At 61.6% G+C, this 19,199-nt stretch carries 19 protein-coding genes and 1 tRNA gene; 7 read left to right on the forward strand and 13 right to left on the reverse strand.

From position 1 onward, the window contains the following. Positions 1 to 66: 66 nt before the first annotated feature. From BLT65_RS12540 to BLT65_RS12565, 6 genes are all read right to left on the reverse strand, one after another. Positions 67 to 1,278 carry a tyrosine-type recombinase/integrase gene (locus BLT65_RS12540; protein WP_086909141.1) on the reverse strand — a complete coding sequence of 404 codons (1,212 nt, stop codon included), beginning with the start codon at positions 1,276 to 1,278 and terminating at the stop codon, positions 67 to 69. 164 nt (positions 1,279 to 1,442) lie between these two features. Continuing rightward, a tRNA-Ala gene (locus tag BLT65_RS12545) sits at positions 1,443 to 1,518 on the reverse strand. Between the two features lie 56 nt (positions 1,519 to 1,574). Next, the gene (locus tag BLT65_RS12550) at positions 1,575 to 1,940 is read right to left on the reverse strand and encodes a c-type cytochrome (RefSeq protein ID WP_091778101.1); all 366 of its coding nucleotides are present in this window, start codon (positions 1,938 to 1,940) and stop codon (positions 1,575 to 1,577) included. Continuing rightward, positions 1,937 to 2,734: a BON domain-containing protein gene (locus BLT65_RS12555; RefSeq protein WP_091778168.1), complete on the reverse strand. Its 798-nt coding sequence runs from the start codon at positions 2,732 to 2,734 to the stop codon at positions 1,937 to 1,939. The genes BLT65_RS12550 and BLT65_RS12555 overlap by 4 nt, the downstream gene beginning before the upstream one ends. Before the next feature lie 20 nt (positions 2,735 to 2,754). Then, a complete protein-coding gene (locus BLT65_RS12560) occupies positions 2,755 to 3,342 on the reverse strand; it encodes a phosphoheptose isomerase (RefSeq protein ID WP_007582184.1) in 588 nt (195 codons plus the stop codon). 237 nt (positions 3,343 to 3,579) lie between these two features. Further along, positions 3,580 to 4,050 (reverse strand): YraN family protein, encoded by a 471-nt coding sequence (locus BLT65_RS12565; RefSeq protein ID WP_091778102.1) that lies wholly within the window; start codon positions 4,048 to 4,050, stop codon positions 3,580 to 3,582. Here BLT65_RS12565 and rsmI point away from each other — a divergent pair. Further along, positions 4,049 to 4,924, forward strand: a complete 876-nt coding sequence (gene rsmI, locus BLT65_RS12570) for a 16S rRNA (cytidine(1402)-2'-O)-methyltransferase (protein WP_091778104.1) — start codon at positions 4,049 to 4,051, stop codon at positions 4,922 to 4,924. The two genes, BLT65_RS12565 and rsmI, sit on opposite strands and share 2 nt — an antisense overlap. Positions 4,925 to 5,000: 76 nt before the next feature. Here the strand turns inward: rsmI and BLT65_RS12575 are convergent, their stop codons facing one another. Continuing rightward, entirely contained in the window at positions 5,001 to 5,600 is a 600-nt protein-coding gene (locus BLT65_RS12575) for a septal ring lytic transglycosylase RlpA family protein (protein WP_416365440.1), read from the reverse strand. Between the two features lie 644 nt (positions 5,601 to 6,244). Here BLT65_RS12575 and BLT65_RS12580 point away from each other — a divergent pair. The 3 genes from BLT65_RS12580 to BLT65_RS12590 all read left to right on the forward strand — a co-directional run bounded on the left by BLT65_RS12580 (position 6,245) and on the right by BLT65_RS12590 (position 8,062). Next, positions 6,245 to 6,889 carry an MBL fold metallo-hydrolase gene (locus tag BLT65_RS12580; protein WP_091778107.1) on the forward strand — a complete coding sequence of 215 codons (645 nt, stop codon included), beginning with the start codon at positions 6,245 to 6,247 and terminating at the stop codon, positions 6,887 to 6,889. Next, positions 6,886 to 7,500: a 3'-5' exonuclease family protein gene (locus tag BLT65_RS12585; protein ID WP_042313001.1), complete on the forward strand. Its 615-nt coding sequence runs from the start codon at positions 6,886 to 6,888 to the stop codon at positions 7,498 to 7,500. Before BLT65_RS12580 ends, BLT65_RS12585 begins: the two co-directional genes overlap by 4 nt. A 103-nt stretch (positions 7,501 to 7,603) precedes the next feature. Then, positions 7,604 to 8,062 (forward strand): Lrp/AsnC family transcriptional regulator, encoded by a 459-nt coding sequence (locus tag BLT65_RS12590; RefSeq protein WP_007582169.1) that lies wholly within the window; start codon positions 7,604 to 7,606, stop codon positions 8,060 to 8,062. 27 nt (positions 8,063 to 8,089) lie between these two features. Here the strand turns inward: BLT65_RS12590 and BLT65_RS12595 are convergent, their stop codons facing one another. From BLT65_RS12595 to BLT65_RS12605, 3 genes are all read right to left on the reverse strand, one after another. Continuing rightward, entirely contained in the window at positions 8,090 to 9,292 is a 1,203-nt protein-coding gene (locus tag BLT65_RS12595; RefSeq protein WP_091778109.1) for a cation diffusion facilitator family transporter, read from the reverse strand. 248 nt (positions 9,293 to 9,540) lie between these two features. Further along, on the reverse strand, positions 9,541 to 9,846 hold the full coding sequence (locus BLT65_RS12600; RefSeq protein ID WP_007582165.1) for an H-NS histone family protein: 306 nt from the start codon (positions 9,844 to 9,846) through the stop codon (positions 9,541 to 9,543). Between the two features lie 359 nt (positions 9,847 to 10,205). Next, a complete protein-coding gene (locus BLT65_RS12605) occupies positions 10,206 to 10,871 on the reverse strand; it encodes a HugZ family pyridoxamine 5'-phosphate oxidase (protein WP_091778111.1) in 666 nt (221 codons plus the stop codon). A 188-nt stretch (positions 10,872 to 11,059) separates the two neighbouring features. Between BLT65_RS12605 and BLT65_RS12610 the strand changes: the two genes are divergently transcribed. Further along, on the forward strand, positions 11,060 to 12,271 hold the full coding sequence (locus BLT65_RS12610; protein WP_091778114.1) for an MFS transporter: 1,212 nt from the start codon (positions 11,060 to 11,062) through the stop codon (positions 12,269 to 12,271). Between the two features lie 51 nt (positions 12,272 to 12,322). On the opposite strand, the gene BLT65_RS12615 is transcribed toward BLT65_RS12610, so the two are convergent. Next, positions 12,323 to 13,321 carry a cupin-like domain-containing protein gene (locus tag BLT65_RS12615; protein ID WP_091778116.1) on the reverse strand — a complete coding sequence of 333 codons (999 nt, stop codon included), beginning with the start codon at positions 13,319 to 13,321 and terminating at the stop codon, positions 12,323 to 12,325. Positions 13,322 to 13,544: 223 nt separating this feature from the next. Further along, positions 13,545 to 14,690, reverse strand: a complete 1,146-nt coding sequence (locus BLT65_RS12620; RefSeq protein ID WP_042312993.1) for a branched-chain amino acid ABC transporter substrate-binding protein — start codon at positions 14,688 to 14,690, stop codon at positions 13,545 to 13,547. Between the two features lie 675 nt (positions 14,691 to 15,365). Between BLT65_RS12620 and BLT65_RS12625 the strand changes: the two genes are divergently transcribed. Together BLT65_RS12625 and BLT65_RS12630 are read left to right on the forward strand one after the other, a co-directional pair. Beyond that, positions 15,366 to 16,064, forward strand: a complete 699-nt coding sequence (locus BLT65_RS12625) for a dienelactone hydrolase family protein (protein ID WP_042312991.1) — start codon at positions 15,366 to 15,368, stop codon at positions 16,062 to 16,064. Positions 16,065 to 16,171: 107 nt separating this feature from the next. Continuing rightward, on the forward strand, positions 16,172 to 17,671 hold the full coding sequence (locus tag BLT65_RS12630; protein WP_091778169.1) for an amidase: 1,500 nt from the start codon (positions 16,172 to 16,174) through the stop codon (positions 17,669 to 17,671). On the opposite strand, the gene BLT65_RS12635 is transcribed toward BLT65_RS12630, so the two are convergent. Beyond that, on the reverse strand, positions 17,668 to 18,978 hold the full coding sequence (locus BLT65_RS12635; RefSeq protein WP_091778118.1) for an MFS transporter: 1,311 nt from the start codon (positions 18,976 to 18,978) through the stop codon (positions 17,668 to 17,670). The genes BLT65_RS12630 and BLT65_RS12635 overlap by 4 nt on opposite strands. Positions 18,979 to 19,199: the final 221 nt, after the last annotated feature.

Here is a 19,199-nt window from a genome sequence, read left to right on the forward strand (position 1 = left end):
TGGTTTGACGGCGGGCGCGATATCCTCGCCCGCCAACTCTCGCTCGTTGATTGTTGGCCCTTATCTCTAACGCGCGTTGACCATCGGTACGAGTTTCGCGTCGACCTTCAGCTCGTCAAGGTAGTCAGCCCACCGTTGCATCATAGCCCTGCGTTCATTCAAAAATTTGGTGCGGTTATAGGCGGTGCCTAAGGCATCCGGCACCTTGTGTGCAAGTTGATGTTCGATCACTTCTGGCTTGAAGTGCAATTCCTCGTGCAGAATTGTGCGCGCCGTTGCCCGAAAGCCGTGTCCGGTGATCTCTGTCCTCGTGTCGTACCCCAACCGCCGCAACGCGGCATTGATGGCCGCGCTGCTCATCGGCTTGCGCGGTTCGCGGCCAGGAAAAACGTGGCGCCATTGGCCAGTCAAGGCGCGCAGTTCGCGCAGAATCGCCACCGCTTGTGCTGACAGTGGGACGAGGTGCTCCGTTTTAGTCTTGCTGACCAGGTACCGCCATTCGGCTTTCTCAAGATCAAATGCGGTCCACTCAGCCGTACGCAACTCGCCGGGCCTCACAAAGAGCATGGGCGCCAATCGTAAGGCGCATTTGACGACGAATGTTCCCTTGAAGCCGTCGATAGCTCGCAGCAGTTCCGCTAACTGTGCAGGATCGACGATGGCGGCAAAGTTTTCATGCTTTACAGGCGCAAGCGCCCCCCGCAGATCGCCAGATGGATCACGCTCCGCCCGCCCCGACGCCACGGCGTAACGGAAAACCTGTCCGCAGTTCTGCTTTGCTCGCAGGGCCGTGTCGAGTGCACCCCGGCCCTCAATCCGGCGCAGGACTGTCAGCAATTCAGGAGCCGTGATGTCTGCAATTGGCCGAGCTCCCAGCCAAGGGAAGACATCCCGTTCCAGACGCTGGATGATCTTGCTCGAGTGGCCCTCGGCCCACGTGGGTGCAAACTTCGCGAACCATTCGCGAGCGATGACCTCGAATGAGTCGGCCGCGCGAGCTAAAGTCGCTGCCTTCTGCGCCTTACGGTGCTCGCCGGGATCAACGTCATGCGCCAGCAGCTTGCGGGCCTCATCGCGACGCTCCCGTGCATCCTTCAGACTGATAGCAGGATAAGCGCCGAGGGACAGCAGCCGCTCCTTGCCGCCGAAGCGGTACTTCAGCCGCCACAGCTTGCCGCCGCTCGGTGTGACATACAGAAAGAGCCCTCCGCCGTCGAACAGCTTCTGGGGTTTCTTGCCGGGCTTGGCATTCCGAATAAGTATGTCGGTGAGCGCCATTGGGGGTATCGCACTTGGGCCATTCAGCGGATACCCCGAGAAGTACCCCAACCTCAGACCGGATTTTAGTGGACCATCCCGGACATTATAGGCGACAAAAAACCCCGTGAGCCTTGATCTCACGGGGTTCTCTGGACATTCCCGGATTACTTCAGACGTATTCTTGGTGGAGCGGATGAGGATCGAACTCACGACCTTCGCATTGCGAACGCGACGCTCTCCCAGCTGAGCTACCGCCCCACGACTTGCCGATTCTAGCACGACGAAAAATTACTGTGCCAGAGCACAAAGCCGAATTACTTCGAAGGCGCCCCAGCCAGCACCCAATCGACGACGGTGCGAATATCAGCATCGTTCATTGCGGGATGCGCGGGCATGGGAATCGCTCCCCAAACGCCGGAGCCACCATCCTTCACCTTCTTCGAAAGCAAAGCCCCAGCCCCAGCATTCCCCTTGTACTTCTCAGCCACCTGCTGAAACGAGGGCCCAACAAGCTTCCGATCAACCGCATGACAGCCCATACAAGCATTAGCCCGAGCGATCGCCAGTCCACGCGACGGCGCATCGGCAGCATGAGCGGCGCTAACAACCCCAAACCCAGCAACCAAAACCAACCCACCCATCACCGCCCGAAGCCCAGCAACAAAAAAACCCACCCTCATTGCCCCGCCTTCGGAGTCCCCGGATGCACCTGCATCGAGTTACTAACCGGCGCCGGAGCCTGCTGCTCCAACGGCTTCGAAGTAACCGACGAATCCGGCACCGCTCCCGACGTCACCTCAGCATCAGGCTGCGTCGCAGCCGGCGCCCCCGAAGCCGCGGACGCAGCCGCCGCCGACGCCGCAACTGCCTCTTGCGGCTGAATATACTGAAACACCTTCACAACCTGCGTAACCCCGGGCACCCTGCTAGCCACATCCGCCCCGCGATTCCCCTCATCAACGGTAACGAGCCCCATCAGATAGATAGAACCACGCTCACAAACCACCTTATAGTTATTCGCCGAAATATCCTTCTCAGCGATCAGCGCCGTCTTCACGCGCCCTTCCAGATACGTATCGTTACTACGCGAAGAAAAAGAACTCGCGGGCGCAACCGTCAACTCATTAATGATCGCATTCACGTTATTGAGGCTACGCAAAACCGATTCAGCCCGCGCCTTCGAAACCTCACCCGCCACTTCCCCAGTCAGCAACACCCGGCGATTAAACACCGTCACGTTAACGTGAGCCGAGTCCGGCAAATTCTGGCTGATCAACGACATCGCCTTCACCTGAATCTCGCGGTCTTCCGTCTGCGCGCCGAGCGTGCGCCGATCGGTCGCGACCAGCGCGCTGCCGCCCGCCGCCGCGCCGACAGCCAGCACGCAGCCCTGCAACGTCGCAGCCAGCCCGGCGACGAGACCAACCACCAGCGTGGTCCTCACAAACGTACTCTTCACGCGATATGCGCTCATCAACTCGCTCTCCTTCGGAATCATTCTTCGCCGAGCAACATCGCATCGATGCCGTCGCACAGACTATGGATCGTCAACAGATGCACTTCCTGCACGCGCGCCGTGCGATCGGACGGTGCGCAAATATGGATGTCGGTATCGTGCAGCACTTCGTTCATCTTGCCGCCGCCCTTGCCCGACAGCGCGATCACGATCATCTCGCGGTCATGCGCGTCTTCGACGGCAGCGAGAATATTGGCTGGATTGCCCGACGTCGAGATAGCGAGCAGCACGTCGCCAGGCTGACCGAGCGCGCGAATCTGCGTCGCGAAAATCTGGTCGAGCGATGCATCGTTGGCGATGCCCGTGATGATCGACGAATCTGTCGTCAGCGCAATGGCCGCCAACGCGGGACGCTCGCGCTCGAAGCCGCCGATCAGTTCGGCAGCGAAGTATTGCGCGTCGGCAGCGGACCCGCCGTTGCCGCACGCCAGAATCTTGTTACCGTTTGCAAGCGCGGCAAACATCGTGTCGACGGCCGCCGCGATCGGCATCGACAAAGCGTCCAGTGCTGCGAGTGTGACTGCCGCGCTATCGCGGAAGTGTTGTTGAATGCGTTCGACTGACATCGACTCTCTATCGTGTACTGCTTGCGCTGCCCGCCTGGCAGCGCAGGTTCAATTGGACGTGTTGCCCTTCCCCGCGCGATGGTCCGCAGCGCTCCGATCGGCGCGTCATGCGAGGCCGTTTAGCGGTTCCGTTCTGCAGCGCCTGCGTGCAAAGCGTTCGGCGCGTATTCACACACACCACGCGCCGCCCTTTTCGCGTCCGCAAGTTTATCGTACTCACGCGGCGAAACCGCCTGCTCAACAGTCGTCCGCGCGAAAAGCGTCGCGAAGCCACACCAGACGTCCGCGCTCGAACGCGATCACGTCGAAGCGGCACGCGGGCATCGCGCCATGATGCGCCAACAAAAAGTGCTGCGCGGCGCGCACTATGCGCTGCTGCTTCTGCCACACGACACTCGCCGCCGCTCCGCCATATCCGCCGTGCGCTCGCGCGCGCACTTCGACGAACACGAGCGCGCCGTCTGGCTCGCGCATCACGAGATCGATCTCGCCGCCGCGACACACGAAGTTACGCGCGACGAACCGCAAACGCTGCCGCTGAAGAAACGTCAACGCGTGCGCTTCGAACGCTGCCCCGACGCTTTTGGACCGTGCGCCATCGGAAAAGTTGTGCGAGCGCGGCGCGGCATCGCGTGCGTGATCTCGTGCGCGCGCGGCTGCGTGGCACAATGTCGGCCTCGTTTCGTCTGTCTGCGTCTTCCGTGTCATGACTCCTCTTTTCGAACTCGCGCAGGGACAGCAGTACCCCGCTTCCGCGCTTTACGTCGTGGCCACGCCGATCGGCAACATCGCCGACATCACGTTGCGCGCGCTTCACGTGCTCGGCCTCGTGGATCGCATCGCCGCCGAAGACACACGCAACACGGGACAACTGCTGTCGCGCTACGGCATCTCGAAGCCGCTCGTCGCCGTGCATCAGCACAACGAACGCGAGTCCGCGCAACGCATCGTCGAGTATCTGCAGGCGGGCGAACGTATCGCGTACGTTTCCGACGCGGGCACGCCAGGCATCTCGGACCCGGGCGCAAAACTCGTCGATGCCGTGCGCGAAGCCGGTTTCCCCGTCGTACCCATGCCGGGCGCAAGCGCGCTCGCCACGGCGCTCAGCGTCGCGGGCGACTGGGTATCGACGTTTTCTTTCGTCGGGTTCCTGCCGCCCAAAGCGAAGCAGCGCGCCGCCGCGCTCGCGCCGCTGACGAAGCATCCGTATGCGATGGTGTTCTACGAAGCGCCGCATCGCATCGTCGAAACCGTGCAGGCGCTCGCCGACGCGTTCGGCGGCGAGCGGCGTCTGTTGATTGCCCGTGAGTTGACGAAATTACATGAGGCGCTGCATCGCTGCACCCTGGCCGAAGGGCCTAAGTGGCTTGCCGAAGACGCCAACCGGCAACGCGGCGAATTCGTGCTGGTCGTCGAAGGCACGCCTGTCGCTGCCGAAGGCGAGCACGATCACGACGCGCTGCTCCACATGCTGCTGGAAGAGTTGTCGGTAAGCGGCGCCGTGAAAATCGCGGCGACGCTCACGGGCGCTTCGCGCAACGCGCTGTACACGCGTGCGCTAGCGCTGAAAAAGGACGAGTAAAAACAAAAAGGGCTGCATAACGCAGCCCTTTCTTCCGAGGACATCGCATGTCCGCGGCCATCGTACAAAGACGATCTTACTTCTCGTTCGAATCGCTCTGATTCGACGCCAGGATTTCCTTCATCTCGGCCTTCGCCTCACGCTGCGTCAGACCTTCGATCTTCACGCGTGCCGTACCGATATAGGCCAGATGCAAAATCTTCGCAGCCGCGTAAGAAAGATCGATCACCCGACCACGCGCGTACGGACCACGGTCGTTGATTTTCACGACAACGGTATCGTTTGTCGCCGGATTGGTCACGCGCACGTACGAGCCGAGCGGCAACGTGCGGTGTGCAGCCGTCAACGCGTGCATGTCGAAACGCTCGCCGTTGGCCGTCTTGCGTCCGTGGAAGCCGCGTCCGTACCACGACGCGCGTCCCATCTGATGGAAATCACCGATATTCGGGCCGTCGGTCAACGGCTCTGCGTCAGCGAGCTTGCCCTTCTGCTCTGCCGTGTCAGGCAGATTGTTCAGACCGGAGCCGTACGACTGCGGTGCAACCGCAGTGTGCGCATCCTTGGTCGTTGCGGACACACCGCTGACCTGGGTGCTCGCGCCCGGAGGCACCGCGCAACCGGCGAGTGCCAAAAAGGCAAAAACGCTCCCAACACGTCGGGGTAGCCGAGTTTTCATAAGACAATTTGTTACCAATGCGAGCCGCATCACGCGAAAAAACAGCGTCTATGCATGCGACTCCGGCGGCAATGAGCGAGCGCGCACCGCGCAACGTTGGCGCAGGACGACGGAAGCCCGGACGCGGCACACTCAGCCGCTACCGCACGGTTAGTTTTCACGTCTGACTGAACTGTCCCCGCAGTTTTGGCCAGACCCCACAAGCCGCCATCGAACGTGAAACACGCTCAGCGCCGGAAACTCACAGCGCTTAGGAAGGCGGCGTAGGCCCCATCCAGCGTCACGGCAGCGAGGCCGTAGCAGGTGCGTGGCACCTGGCTAGACAGGACGTGCGCATCGATAAAAGCGATCGATGCTGGATTTGTCATCGGATTCACCCGACGACACTTGCTTGATGGTGAAGCAGCAGCGCCCGTTCCCGTTTCATAGGACGAAATGCTTTTTCACCCAAAAGACAGTGCGGTTTCCCACACCCATTACGTGCATTATAGCAAAAACACAATTCTGTGTTGCCCGGCTCTCCATCCGCCCGATGAATTCTCACTATTACTGCAAAAATGCGCATGCGCTAGTCGGCTTTCTGGCCGATGGCACGTGACCCTGCGGTCGGTACAATCGAGCTTTCCAAGCTTTGCGCCCCCGCCATGAAAGTCACACTAATGCCCGTCACGCCGTTCCAGCAGAACAGTTCCCTGCTCGTTTGCGAGAACACCGGGCGCGCGGCCATCGTCGATCCGGGCGGTGATCTCGACATCATCAAGGGCGAGGTGGAGCGCCAGAACGTGTCTGTCGAAAAGGTGCTGCTAACGCACGGACATATCGATCATTGCGCGGGCGCGAAGACGCTCGCGGAGCACTACGGCGTGCCGATTGAAGGTCCGCATGTCGATGAACGCTTCTGGCTCGACAAGCTGCCCGAACAGAGCGTGCGCTTTGGCTTCCCTGCGGCTGAGGCCTTCGAACCGACCCGCTGGCTCGACGACAACGACACGGTGACGTTCGGCGACGAAACACTAGAGGTCTATCACTGCCCCGGCCACACGCCCGGTCACGTGATCTTCTTCAGCCGTGAGCATCGTCTCGCGCTGGTCGGTGACGTGCTGTTCGCTGGTTCGATCGGTCGCACGGATTTTCCGCGTGGCAACCACGGCGACCTGATCCGCTCGATCCGCGCCAAGCTCTGGCCGCTCGGCGACGACGTGACGTTCGTTCCCGGCCACGGGCCCACCTCGACGTTCGGCGACGAACGACGCACGAATCCGTATGTCGCGGACAGAGTCGGCGCATGAGCGCAGAAATCTATGTGAGCACCGACGTCGAAGCGGACGGCCCGATTCCCGGTCCGCATTCGATGCTGAGTTTCGCGTCCGCCGCTTATACGGCCGACAAGCAGCTGATCGGCACGTTCTCGGCGAACCTGGAGCTGCTCGAAGGCGCGGCGCCGCATCCCGTGCAGGAGGCGTGGTGGAAGACACAGCCCGAAGCGTGGGCGGCGTGCCGCAAGGACTTGCAGCAGCCGGCGGCGGCGCTCGTGGCGTATGTCGAATGGGTCGAGGCGTTGCCGGGCAAGCCCGTATTTGTCGCGATGCCGGCGGGCTTCGATTTCACGTTCATGTTCTGGTACATGATGCGCTTTACCGGCCGCTGCCCGTTCTCGTGGTCGGCGCTCGATATCAAAACGCTCGCGTTCGCGATGACGGGGCTGCCGTATCGCAAGTGCATCAAGCCACGTTTCCCCAAGCACTGGTTCGACGATCATCCGCACACGCACGTCGCGCTCGACGACGCCATCGAGCAAGGCGCGCTCTTCTGCAACATGCTCGCGGAGCTGCGGGCAAGCCAGAGCGCGGTGGCAGCCGGCGCTGACGGGGACGACTCAGGACAAAAACCCGCCGAGTAAGCGCCAAATTAGGGAATCTCCCTCAGTACGGGCGGTTTGCATTGCGTTTCGTTTCCGCGACCTCTACCATTGACGAAAAGGCGACGCGACAACGGAGGCGCAGTTGACACTCGATACGTTCTCTCAAAAAATCCTGCGTCTTTTGCAGCTGGACGCGCGCCGTTCGGTGCAGGAAATCTCCGATCAGGTCGGACTGTCCAGCACACCGTGCTGGCGACGCATCAAGGACATGGAGCAATCGGGCATCATCCAGCGCTACACGGCGTTGCTCGATCGCGAAAAGCTCGGCTTGCATGTGTGCGCACTCGCCCATATTCACCTGACGCGACACACGGAAGGCGGCGTCGAGCAGTTCGAACGGGAAATCGCCACCTGCCCCGAAGTGACCGAGTGCTACAGCACGACGGGCGAATCGGACTACATCCTCAAGATCGTTGCGCCCGACATCAAGGCGTACGACGCCTTCCTCCACGACCGCATTTTCAAGATTCCCGCTGTCGCGCAGGTGCGCACGAGCGTCGTGCTGCGCGAGATCAAGTTCGATACGCAGCTGCCGCTTTAACCGGCTCGCTCAGACGCCGGAAATCGCTCAGCCGTCGCCGCGCGGCTCGCGCACCAGCTCCGCGCCAGCCGTCGACACATCCACTGCATGTGTCACGTTCAAGCGGCGCGCACCCAGCTTGTGCTTGAGCGCTTCCACATCGACCCGCGCGAGTTGATGCACTTCGCTTTCCAGCGCGTCGAGCCTCGACGGCTGCAACGTCACCTCGACGTCGAGCCCCGTGCTCAGATAATGCAGATTCACACTGGCCGCCTTGAGTCCTTGCGCGGCAAGCGCCGATTCCACTTCAGCCGCGATCTTTGCGCGCGGCGGCAGGTTGACGGGTGGCCGCGCAATCGCATCGTTTTCCGGATCGACGTGAATCAGCGCATCGAGCACGCGGTTGTCCGACAGCACACGCGCACGCGCCGTCTCGGCGATGTAGTGACCTTCTGAAACGGAGATCATCGGGTCCACGAGAATATGTGCGTCGACGAGTGCGAAGTCGCCCATCTTCCGCGTGCGCAGTTCGTGGACATCGCGCACGCCTGGCGTCGATAAAATCCGAGCGCGCAGATCGGCGGTATCGGATTCGTCGAGCGCGCGATCGGACAGATCCTGAAGCGCGTCCCAACCGAACGTCCAGCCCATGCGCGCAACCATGAAGCCGACAACGGCAGCCGCAACCGGGTCGAGCAGCCGCACGCCAGCAATGCTCCCGACGATACCCAACGCAACCACCAGCGACGACGCCGCGTCCGAGCGCGCATGCCACGCGTTCGCAATCAGCATCGCCGATCGCACGCGCTGCGCCTCGCGCAGCATGTAGCGGAACAGCGCTTCCTTCGACACCAGCACGACGACCGCAACCATGAGCGCGCTCACATGAACGGCAGGAATGTTGTCCAGATCGGTGAGCCGCTCGCCGGCGCGCCACAACATGCCGCCGCCGACCGCAATCAGCAAGCCGCCCAGGAATAGCGACGCGACCGTTTCATAACGGCTATGTCCGTAGTTGTGATCGGCGTCCGGTTCGGCTCCGCTATGGCGATTGGCGACCAGCACGACAAAATCGGAAATGAGATCGGCGAGCGAATGCACGCCGTCCGCGACGAGCGCCTGGGAATGCGCAATCACGCCCACGACAATCTGCACCGACATCAACACCGTATTGAGTCCGATGCTGACGAAAGTGGTTTTGCGGGCTACGCGTCGTTTCTCCGCGGATTGGGCGGTCGGGTTGGAAGGCATTTGAAGGCAAACGGTTTGGTTACTATTTATTCTACCCGCCGCTTTGTGAAACCGCTGTTAAGCGAACAAAAAATACCTTTTAAATCATGCGCTTATCATAACGCGACTCATTCGCATCGAAGCACGCACGGCACCGGCCATCGTTCTTCCTAAGAATTGAAAAGACTCAGCCCAATAAAAAACCGCGCTTCCGAATGGAGCGCGGTTTTTCTTAAATCCATTGCTTGCGGTGCAAGCATTAAGTCATATTATTTCTCGATGAGAAATTTTTCGCGATCTTGACCTGCAATCCAGCGCGGCGGCTTACCGCGGCCCGACCAGGTGCTCCCGCTTGCGGGGTCACGATATTTAGGCGCGACGCCGGCGCGGGGACGGCCCGCTGCCTTTACGGCTTTCGCACGTCCGCCAGCGCCGAGTTCAGCCAGCGTAATACCGTAATCAGACATTTTCTGCTTGATCTCGTTTAACACTTCCGCATACTCGCGCGCTTTCGCCTCTTCGATCTGTTTCTCGAGCTTTTCGCGCTGCGCGAGTAGTTCCCTGTAGGAGGACATAGTTTCCTTGTGGTTCGATAAATGGACGGACGGTCTATGCCGATTAGTCCGGAAAGTGATCATGCCTCGGAATTTGCTGGCGAGATTAACACAAAATAGAAACTTCGGAAAAGAGACCGGCGAAAATTAATTAATCTCAATTTCTAAAACTTTCAAGAGCCTGGCAATCAACCGGCTCAGAAGCCGAATTATTCTCCCACTGAATAACGCTCATCTGAGGAATAAATTCATATTTAATTGGCAAGGCATGAAAAGCAATGGTTAATTTATTCCCAAACATTTCATGCCATGCGAGTTTTAACCGGCAAAATGTAAAATGCCGGCCCGATTTTGCGGTATAAATCGCTCCACATTACCCGTCATGCATTGGCGTGCCGCGCGATGCAATCTTCAAGCGCAGCGTGTAAGCATTCGGCATCGGGCGCAGGTGTGTCGAAGGCCATGCGGCTGCGGGCGCCCGAAATATTCAGGTCCGCGCCATACCGGTCTATGCCCATCAATTGCACTTGCGCTGGCCGTCGCGGGTGACGCTCGAAGAATTCGACGAGCGCGTTTTCCTCGTCAAATGAAACGGGGTCGAGCGGATCGAGTTCTGCCTGCGTCAACCATCCCATCGCGCCAAACCCGCCTATATAACGCATCCGCTCGACGGACATCACCCAGAACGAGAAATCCCCTAGCACCAGATAGCGCTCGGCTTCCGGGTGGTAGCGCAAATACCGCTGAGTCACGGGTGGCGTCGGCTCGACATGCTCGAACGTGCCGACCAGCGTGACGCGCTGCCCGTTGAGCACGTCGCCGTCTGGCGCGTGGACGATCAGGAAGCCCGCGCGCGGATCAGAGTGCAGATTGCGCGTGTGCTCCGCGAGCCGGCTCACGAGTATCGTCGGGCGATGATGCGAATCCGGCGCGAACGGCAGCACCGTCGGATACGGAAACCCTTGCGGCTGGCGTGCATGCGTGGCGAGCGTGCCGATGGCGGCCTGATGCAACAGATGCAGCGGAGCGTGAGCGGGAATGTTCAAGTGCGCGTCCTCGTCGGGTGATTGATGCGCCGCGCGATGCCGTTAAACGCGACGTGCCTGGAAAGGAGATATTAGTTCAGGGACTTGCCCGCATGAGCCATCATGCTTCGTTAGAATGTGGAAGCGCTTTCATCGCGCTTTCTTGCTGCGCTTCCTCTTCATCTTCGTCTTCAATCACCGAGTTTTCCGTGTCCGATCGTCCGTCCGAGTCCGCATCCTTGCCCGCCGCGCATCGCAATCTGTCAGCGAGCGCGCGCAACCGCGCCCGTTACGCGACGATGGCGCTCTTCTTCATCGCGGGGATGATGTATGCGTCCTGGGGCGTCCACGTGCCGACCGTCCGCGATCGATTCCAGCTGAATCCGGCCATGCTGTCGCTCGCGCTGTTCGCGGTGGCGGGCGGCTCGATCGGTGCAATGGTGACGAATGCGCCGTGGATCGCGCGCGTCGGCACACGGCGCGCCTGTCTTGCGGGCGGGCTCGTGATGTCGGGGGCTGGCGCGCTGATTCTCGTCGTGCCGTATTACTGGATGCTGCTCGTATTGCTCGCGCTCTTCGGCGCGGGCATGGCAACGCTCGACGTCGCGATGAACGCGGAAGCCAGCACCGTCGAAGAAACGCTCGGCCGGCCGATCATGTCGGCGCTGCACGGTATGTTCAGCGTCGGCGGGATGGCGGGTGCTGCGGTCGGCGGCGCGGCGCTCGCGCACGGCATGGCGCCTGCCGTGCATCTGCTGCTCGCCTCGCTGATCAGCGCGGCTGTGTTACTCGCCGCGTGCCCATCCGTCCTGCCGCACGTTCCACATTCCGAGCATCCGGACGCACACACGCCGCGCGGCAACCGCTGGCGCTCGCCCGCGCTGTGGGCGCTCGGCGCGATTGCGCTGATCGCCTTGATCGCGGAAGGCGCGATGTACGACTGGGCGACTGTTTATATGCGCGACGTCGTCGCGTCGACGCCGGCCGTAGCGAGCGCGGCCTACGCCGCGTTCTCGGGCGGCATGGCGGCCGCGCGTTTTGCCGGCGACGCCGTGCGCGCGCGATTCGGCGCGCCGCAGCTGATTGCCGCGAGCGCGTCACTGGCTTGCGCGGGCATGATCGGCGCGCTGCTGCTGCCGCATCCCATCGCGGCGCTGACGGGCTTCACGCTGATGGGCCTCGGTCTCGCCAACATGATGCCCGTGCTGTTCGCGGCAGCGGCGCGCGTGAAAGGCATACACGCGGCCGAGGGACTCGCGCACGTGGCCGGGCTCGCCTACTTCGGCCTGCTGCTCGGGCCGGTGATCATCGGCGGCGTGGCGCAGGTGACGAATCTTCCCATCGGGCTGTCCGTCGTCGCGCTGTGCGCGGCGCTCGTCGCGTTCATCGGGCCCAAGGTTTTGCGCCGGCTCGGCATCTGAAGGCCTGCCTTTAACACTGCATCGGTCCGCCGTTTTTTATCGCAGCACCGCTCAAAGTTCGCGATACGTGCTGTACGTACGGCCGAAATCATTACGCTCGATAAAGTTCGTGTAGGTCATCGTGGCGGAAACGTCTAGCGCTTCGACGTAGTGCCACCAGCCGATCGGCAGAAACAGCAGTTCGCCGGGTTCGAGCGTGCATTCAATCACCTGTGCATGTTCGAACGACGGAAACCGCCCGACATCGATCGCGCCGCCGTCGAGCCGCGAATAACAATGCTGATGGTTGTACATGTGGGCGGTGTCGGTGAACGGCACGAGCAGAACACGCTTGCGGCCAATCACCTGCGCCATCAGATTGTTGGTCAGGTCGTGATGAAACGGCGTCTTCGTACCGGCCGGACCGAACCAGAAATAGCCTGCGTCGGTTGGCGCGGGATCGAGATACTCGCCGATCGCCGGCGCATCGGCCCAAAGCGTCGCGAGCGCCGTGCGGTTGCGCGACGCGTTGTTCGCCGTCATATAGAAGTCATTGGTCACGCCCGCGCTTTCGACGAGATCGACGTAATCGCCAAAGCGCATCGTGCGCCTCAACACCGGTTGATTGATCTCGTAGTTCGCATCTGCCTCACGCCCAGACTGCACTTCGACTTCGGCAAGGCCGCAGCGCGCGCGAAAGTAACCGAAATTCCACAGCTTGCGCGCCGGCCACGAATCGAGCATGCCCGTGATGATCACGGGCCGGTTCTGAAAATAGAACTGCTCGTAAAACGCATCGCGCGACAGGCGCACGCGGCGCTCGACACATGCCGCACCCGAACGCATGCGATTCAGCTCACCGTACACGGAAAGCATCCATTCGCGCTTACGCAAACGATTGCGCAAGCGAGAACCCGCTTGAAAATAAGGGCTTTGCAACGTGCTATCGATCTCGCATAACGCGTGTTCGCGTTCGAACCCATGCTCGACGAGCACGGCATGCACGGCCTCCGGCGAGGCTTCGAGCAACAGGTTCTCGGCAATCCAGCGCCGCCATTCGTCATCGATCATCCGTGTCACGACCGCGTCCCCCGCGTGTTGTAGCCGATACGACAATATCGCCCGCACCGCTTCCGGTGCGCAAAAAGAAATGCGCAGACAGGCATGCGCAAAAGCAGAAGGCAAAACAAAAGGCACGCGGGTCGAAACCCGCGTGCCTCCTAAGCCCTTTCGGGCTGGCTTGCGCAGGGCGGAACGCGGCGAACCGCGTTTCCGCCAACTACGCCAAGCGCTTTTACATCTTCACGACGTCGAGCAGCGTCTTCTTGCCCGACTTGTAGTTGTACAGCGAGATCACGCCGTGCTTCAGGTCGCCCTTCGCGTCGAACGTGGTTTCACCGATCACACCCTTGTAGTCGGTGTTCGGCATCACTGCCAGGATCTTCGCCGGATCGGTCGAGCCAGCGCGCTTCATTGCGTCGACGATGATGTACACAGCGTCATACGTGAACGGAGCGTAGATCTGGATCGGCTGGCCGAAACGCTTCTGATACTTCGCCTGGAACGCTGCGCCGCCTTCCATCTTCTCGAGCGCCATACCGGCTTCCGAGCAGACGATGTTGTCGGTTGCGTCGCCAGCCAGGTCAGACAGCTTGTCGGTACACACGCCGTCGCCCGCCAGCACCTTCGCGCGCAGGCCGAGCTGCTTGGCTTGCTTTGCGAACGGGCCGCCCGTGGCGTCCATGCCGCCGTACATGATCGCGTCCGGGTTTTCGCCCTTGATCTTCGTGAGAATTGCGCGGAAGTCGACAGCCTTGTCGTTCGTCGCGTCATGCGACATCACGTTCAGGCCCAGCGACTTTGCCGTCTTCTCGAATTCGTTGGCGAGACCCTGGCCGTATGCCGTCGAGTCGTCGACGATCGCGACGCTCTTCACCTTCAGGCCCTTCGCTGCGTAGTTCGCCAGTGCCGGACCTTGCTGCGCGTCCGTCGCGACGACGCGGTACGTCGTCTTGAAGCCCTGTTGCGTGTACGCCGGGTTCGTTGCCGACGGCGAGATCTGAACGATGCCTGCATCGCTATAGATCTTCGAAGCCGGGATCGACGTGCCCGAGTTCAAGTGGCCAACCACTGCGACGACCTTGTCGTCGACCAGCTTCTGCGCAACCTGCGTAGCCGTACGCGGGTCAGCTGCGTCGTCCTGTGCATCCAGTTGCAGCGTGATCTTCTGGCCGCCGATCGTCAGACCCTTGGCATTGATCTCTTCAACTGCGAGACGTGCGCCATTTTCGTTGTCCTTGCCCAGGTGAGCGATGCCACCCGTCAAAGGCGCAACGTGGCCAATCTTGACAGTTTCGTCGGCCATAGCCGTCGTCGCCAACGTTGCAAACAGCATCGCCGCAGCGCTGATCGGCAACAGCTTTTGGATTTTGATGTTCATGTAAGTCTCCGATTTCGGTCCCGAAAAACAACGGTATCGCCCTTGTGCCCCGCTTCCTTCACGTGTCGCTCAAATCCCGTGGACGACTCCGCCGGATGCATCGTTCATGCACTTGGCAAGCACGCGTTCCAGCCTGTTTGTGGCAGGTGGCGCCCCGCGCTTGCGCGCAAGTGTAGGCTATCAAATTAATTTGTGGGGGTTTTTTGAGGAAGTGGGATCACTACCAATAGCGTTTATCCCACTTAGTCATGAAAGGCAGGTGGGACGTGGCCGGAAAGCGAAGGCTGGCGCGGGTTTCGGGGAAACGAGGGAGGCTTCTATAGTGCGGGTCTAAAGCTTTTCCTCGATCGTCCGTTAATGCGCCGGATGTGCGTCGAACGCGTCATCACGGGTAAACACAATGGTGATATCGCGCCGTTGAGATCGTGCTCAAACACGCTTAAGCGATGCGCTCTATATAGAGTGCGAGTGCCGTTTTTTTGGCCGCTGCAACCGGGCCGCGCAGCCCGCCGAGACCAGAAGTCGTTTCAATCCGCTTACGAGAAGGCCGCCGCGCGGGCCTCTCGCTGCAATTGCCTTCTTTTGATGGCACACTGAGCGCCCGCTGCGGGCGAGACGCCCGCAAACGATTGCCCGCCCGATAGCGGCTTCACCGTTTATGCAAGGAGAAACAACGTGAGCGTGACTTCCCGATGGATCGACATTCAAACCGGCAATGATTCGTTTGGCGCGTACATGTCGACGCCGAAGAGCGGCAAGGGTCCGGCCGTCATCATCATCCAGGAAATCTTCGGCGTGAACGGCCACATTCGCGACGTCGTCGATCAATATGCGCAGGACGGCTATATCGCGATCGCACCGGATATCTTCTGGCGCACGCAGCCGCGCGTCGAACTCACCTACGCCGGCGCGGATCGCGACAAGGGCATCGAAATCCTGCAGAAGACGAATGTCGATCTCGCCGTCGCCGATATCGGCGCCACGGCTGCCGCGCTGCGCGCGATGCCGGAAGTGGCGGGCAAGATCGCGGGCGTCGGCTACTGCTTTGGCGGCCGTCTCGCGTATCTGGCCGCGGCTGAAGGATTGCTCGATATCGCCGTGTCGTACTACGGCGGCGGCATCCAGAACCAGCTCGACAAGGCAGCGCAAATCAAGGTGCCGATGCAGTTCCACTACGGCGAACTCGACCACGGCATTCCGCTGTCGGCAGTCGGTGAAGTGAAGGAGCGCTTCGCGGGCCGCGACGAAGTCGAGCTGTATATCTACCCGAACGCCGATCACGGTTTCAACTGCACCGAGCGCGCGAGCTATCACCAGCACTCGGCGGCGCTCGCGCATGGCCGCACGCTGACTTTCCTCGGCACCCACGCGTAAGTTACGCTAGAGGCACGGCGTGGCTGCGTCGTGCCCTGTGCTTCGATTCAGGGCACGACGCCCCGCGCGTGCCGTCATCACCATTCCTGTCCGCGGGGGTCGTCGTCGTGCAATCCGATTATCTCGATCATGACGCGATCGGCCTCGCCGATCTCGTGCGCAAGCGCAAGGTGAGCGCGCGCGAATTGCTGGAAACAGCAATCGCGCGCGCCGAAGCTGCCAATCCCGCGATCAACGCGATCGTTCTGAAGGACTATGACGCCGCCCGTCAGCGCGCATCGCGAGAGCATGCGAACGGCGAGGATGACGTGATTGGCGACGGAGCGCTCGCCGGCGTCCCGTATCTGGTCAAGGATCTCGGGCTGCCCGTGAAAGGGCTGCGCATGTCGATGGGCAGCCGCCACTACCGCCACTTCGTTCCCGACGCAGACGCGCCGCTCGTCACGGCCACGCGCGCCGCCGGACTCAACATCTTCGGCAAGACGAGCACGTCGGAAATGGGCCAGATGCCTTATACGGAGCCCGAACTGTTTGGGCCGTGCCGCAACCCGTGGAGTCTCGATCACACGCCGGGCGGCTCCAGCGGCGGCTCGGCTGCCGCCGTCGCGGCGGGCATCGTGCCGCTCGCGCATGCGTCGGACGGCGGTGGCTCGATCCGCATTCCGGCGTCGTGTTGCGGCCTGTTCGGACTCAAGCCGTCGCGCGGACGGCAGCCGTCGAATGCGGTGCCCGCGCCCGGCGACCTCGGCATCGATCACGCCGTTTCGCGCAGCGTGCGCGACAGCGCGCTGCTGCTCGATCTCACTTCGGGCAACGCCGACCGTCCGATGGGCGCGCCCGGCACCTTCCTCGCCGCCGCCAGCGAACCGTGCAAGCCGCTGCACATCGCGTTCGTCACGGACCCGATGCTCGCGCCCACGCTATCCGCCGACGCCCGAGCCGCGCTCGACGACGCCGCGCAACTCGCAGCGTCGCTCGGCCATCACATCGAACCCGTATCGCTCGGCATCGATTTCGCGAGTCTGCGCGAAGCGTTTTTGATGATCTGGTCGGTGAGCGCCGAAAGCCTCGTGCTGAGGGCCGATCAGATCACGGGGCGCAAGCCCAATCGTGAGGAATTCGAAATCGCCACGTGGACGATGGGACATATCGGCCGAAAATTCGGCGAGCGCGAATTGCCTGCCGCGCTCGAAGCGCAGCGCCAGGTGAGCGCGAAGCTCGCGGATCTGATGACGCGCTACGACGTGATCCTGTGCGCGACGCTCGCTTCCGCGCCGATCAAGATCGGTGAAATGCAGCCCACTGCCGTCGAGAAAATGCAGATGCGCGCCGTCACCACCGTTCCCGTCGAGCCGCTGATGCGCAAGCTGCTGACGGAAGTATCGAACAAGGCGTTCGCGTGGGCGGGCTGCACGGAGTTGTTCAATCTGACGGGACAACCGGCGATGTCGGTGCCGCTTTACTGGAACGCGCGCGGACTTCCGATCGGCGTGCAGTTCGCGACGCGTGACGGCGGCGAAGCGATGTTGCTGCGGCTCGCCGCGCAACTGGAAACGGCGCGTCCGTGGTTCGACCGGCGGCCGCCGCTGATGCCCGCGCGAAGCTAGCGCCGCTCCAGCGCATCGACGGGCTTGCGCATCGCGTCGAGATCAGCGTGACGTTTCGCGGGCATGCACGCAACGGCGATGATAGAAAGCGCGATGCCGCACATCACGTAGTACGTCGGCGCGAGCGGCGAACCCGTCGTCTTGATCAGCCACGTGACGATGAACTGGCCAAAGCCGCCGAATAGCATCACCGCGAAGTTGTACGCGAGCGAAAGGCCGATCGAGCGCACGTTCGCGGGAAAAAGTTCGGCCATCAGTGCGCCGAACGGTCCGTAGTAGCCGGATAGCGTGATCGACAGCACGGCCTGCACGAGAATCAGTTTCGACACGCTCGGCGCTTCTTCGAGCCACGCGAAGAGCGGATAGATCAGCACCAGCGTGAGACCCAGCGACCACAGCGACAAACCCTTGCGCCCGATGCGATCGGACCACGCGCCCGTCAGCGGCGACAACACCATCAGCAGCAAATTGCCGACGATCACAGCCGTGAACGAATCTGAATAAGGCAGCTTCAGTTGCTTGACCGCGAATGTCGGCAGATAGCTGATCAGCACATAGATCGTGACCGTCAGCGCGATCACCGAGCCCAGACCGCAGAGCACGTCGCGGGTATGGTGCGCGAAAAGCTCGCCGAGCGTCGCGCGGCGCGCGGTCTGCTTGGCGTGCAAAAATGCTTCGGAATCCGCGAGATTGCGGCGAATGTAGAAACCGATCGGTCCGATCACGAGACCGATGATGAACGGCACGCGCCAGCCCCAGGACTTGAGCGCTTCCGGCGACAGGCCGCGCGTCACCAGCGCGCCGACGATCGCGCCGAGCAGCAGTGCCGCCGCCTGGCTTGCCATCTGCCAGCTGCCGTATAAACCGCGTTTCGAGAACGGCGCCGCTTCGATCAGCAGCGCGGTCGAGCTGCCGAACTCACCGCCCGCGGAAAAGCCCTGTAGCAGACGCCCGACCACGATGATGATCGGCGCGCCGATGCCGATTGCCGAATACGGCGGTGCGATGGCGAGCAGCAGAATGCCGAGCGTCATCAACGCGATGACCAGCGAGAGCGCCGCCTTGCGTCCCGCGCGATCCGCATACAGGCCGAGCACGATGCCGCCGATAGGCCGCATGAAGAACGCGACGCCGAAGGTCGCCGTGGTGAGAAGAATCGACGCGTAGTCGCTGCTGGAGGGAAAGAAGAGTTCGGCGATGACGACGGTGAGAAAACCGAAGACGGTGAAGTCATACCACTCGAGTGCATTACCGATGACGGCCGCTGTGACCGCACGGGTATTGAGGCTCCTCGCTGCTTGTGACATCGATGTCTCCGCCCTTCGTCGAGGCGTCGGGGTGCGTTGGTTTGAAGCGATTCGAATGGGCCGTCGTGAAGGCCGAGCGCGCAAGCCATGCGAGTGTAAAAGAGCACGACATCGGATTTCAAGCAACTTTCATACGACAAAGAGCGCGACACCGCGTTGCACGGTGCGCGCTCTATCCGTTATAGCGAGAGGCACACGCGGCGATGCTGCAGCGCAGCGTC

It is taken from the genome of Paraburkholderia steynii (genome assembly GCF_900100565.1).
Classification (GTDB): domain Bacteria; phylum Pseudomonadota; class Gammaproteobacteria; order Burkholderiales; family Burkholderiaceae; genus Paraburkholderia; species Paraburkholderia terrae.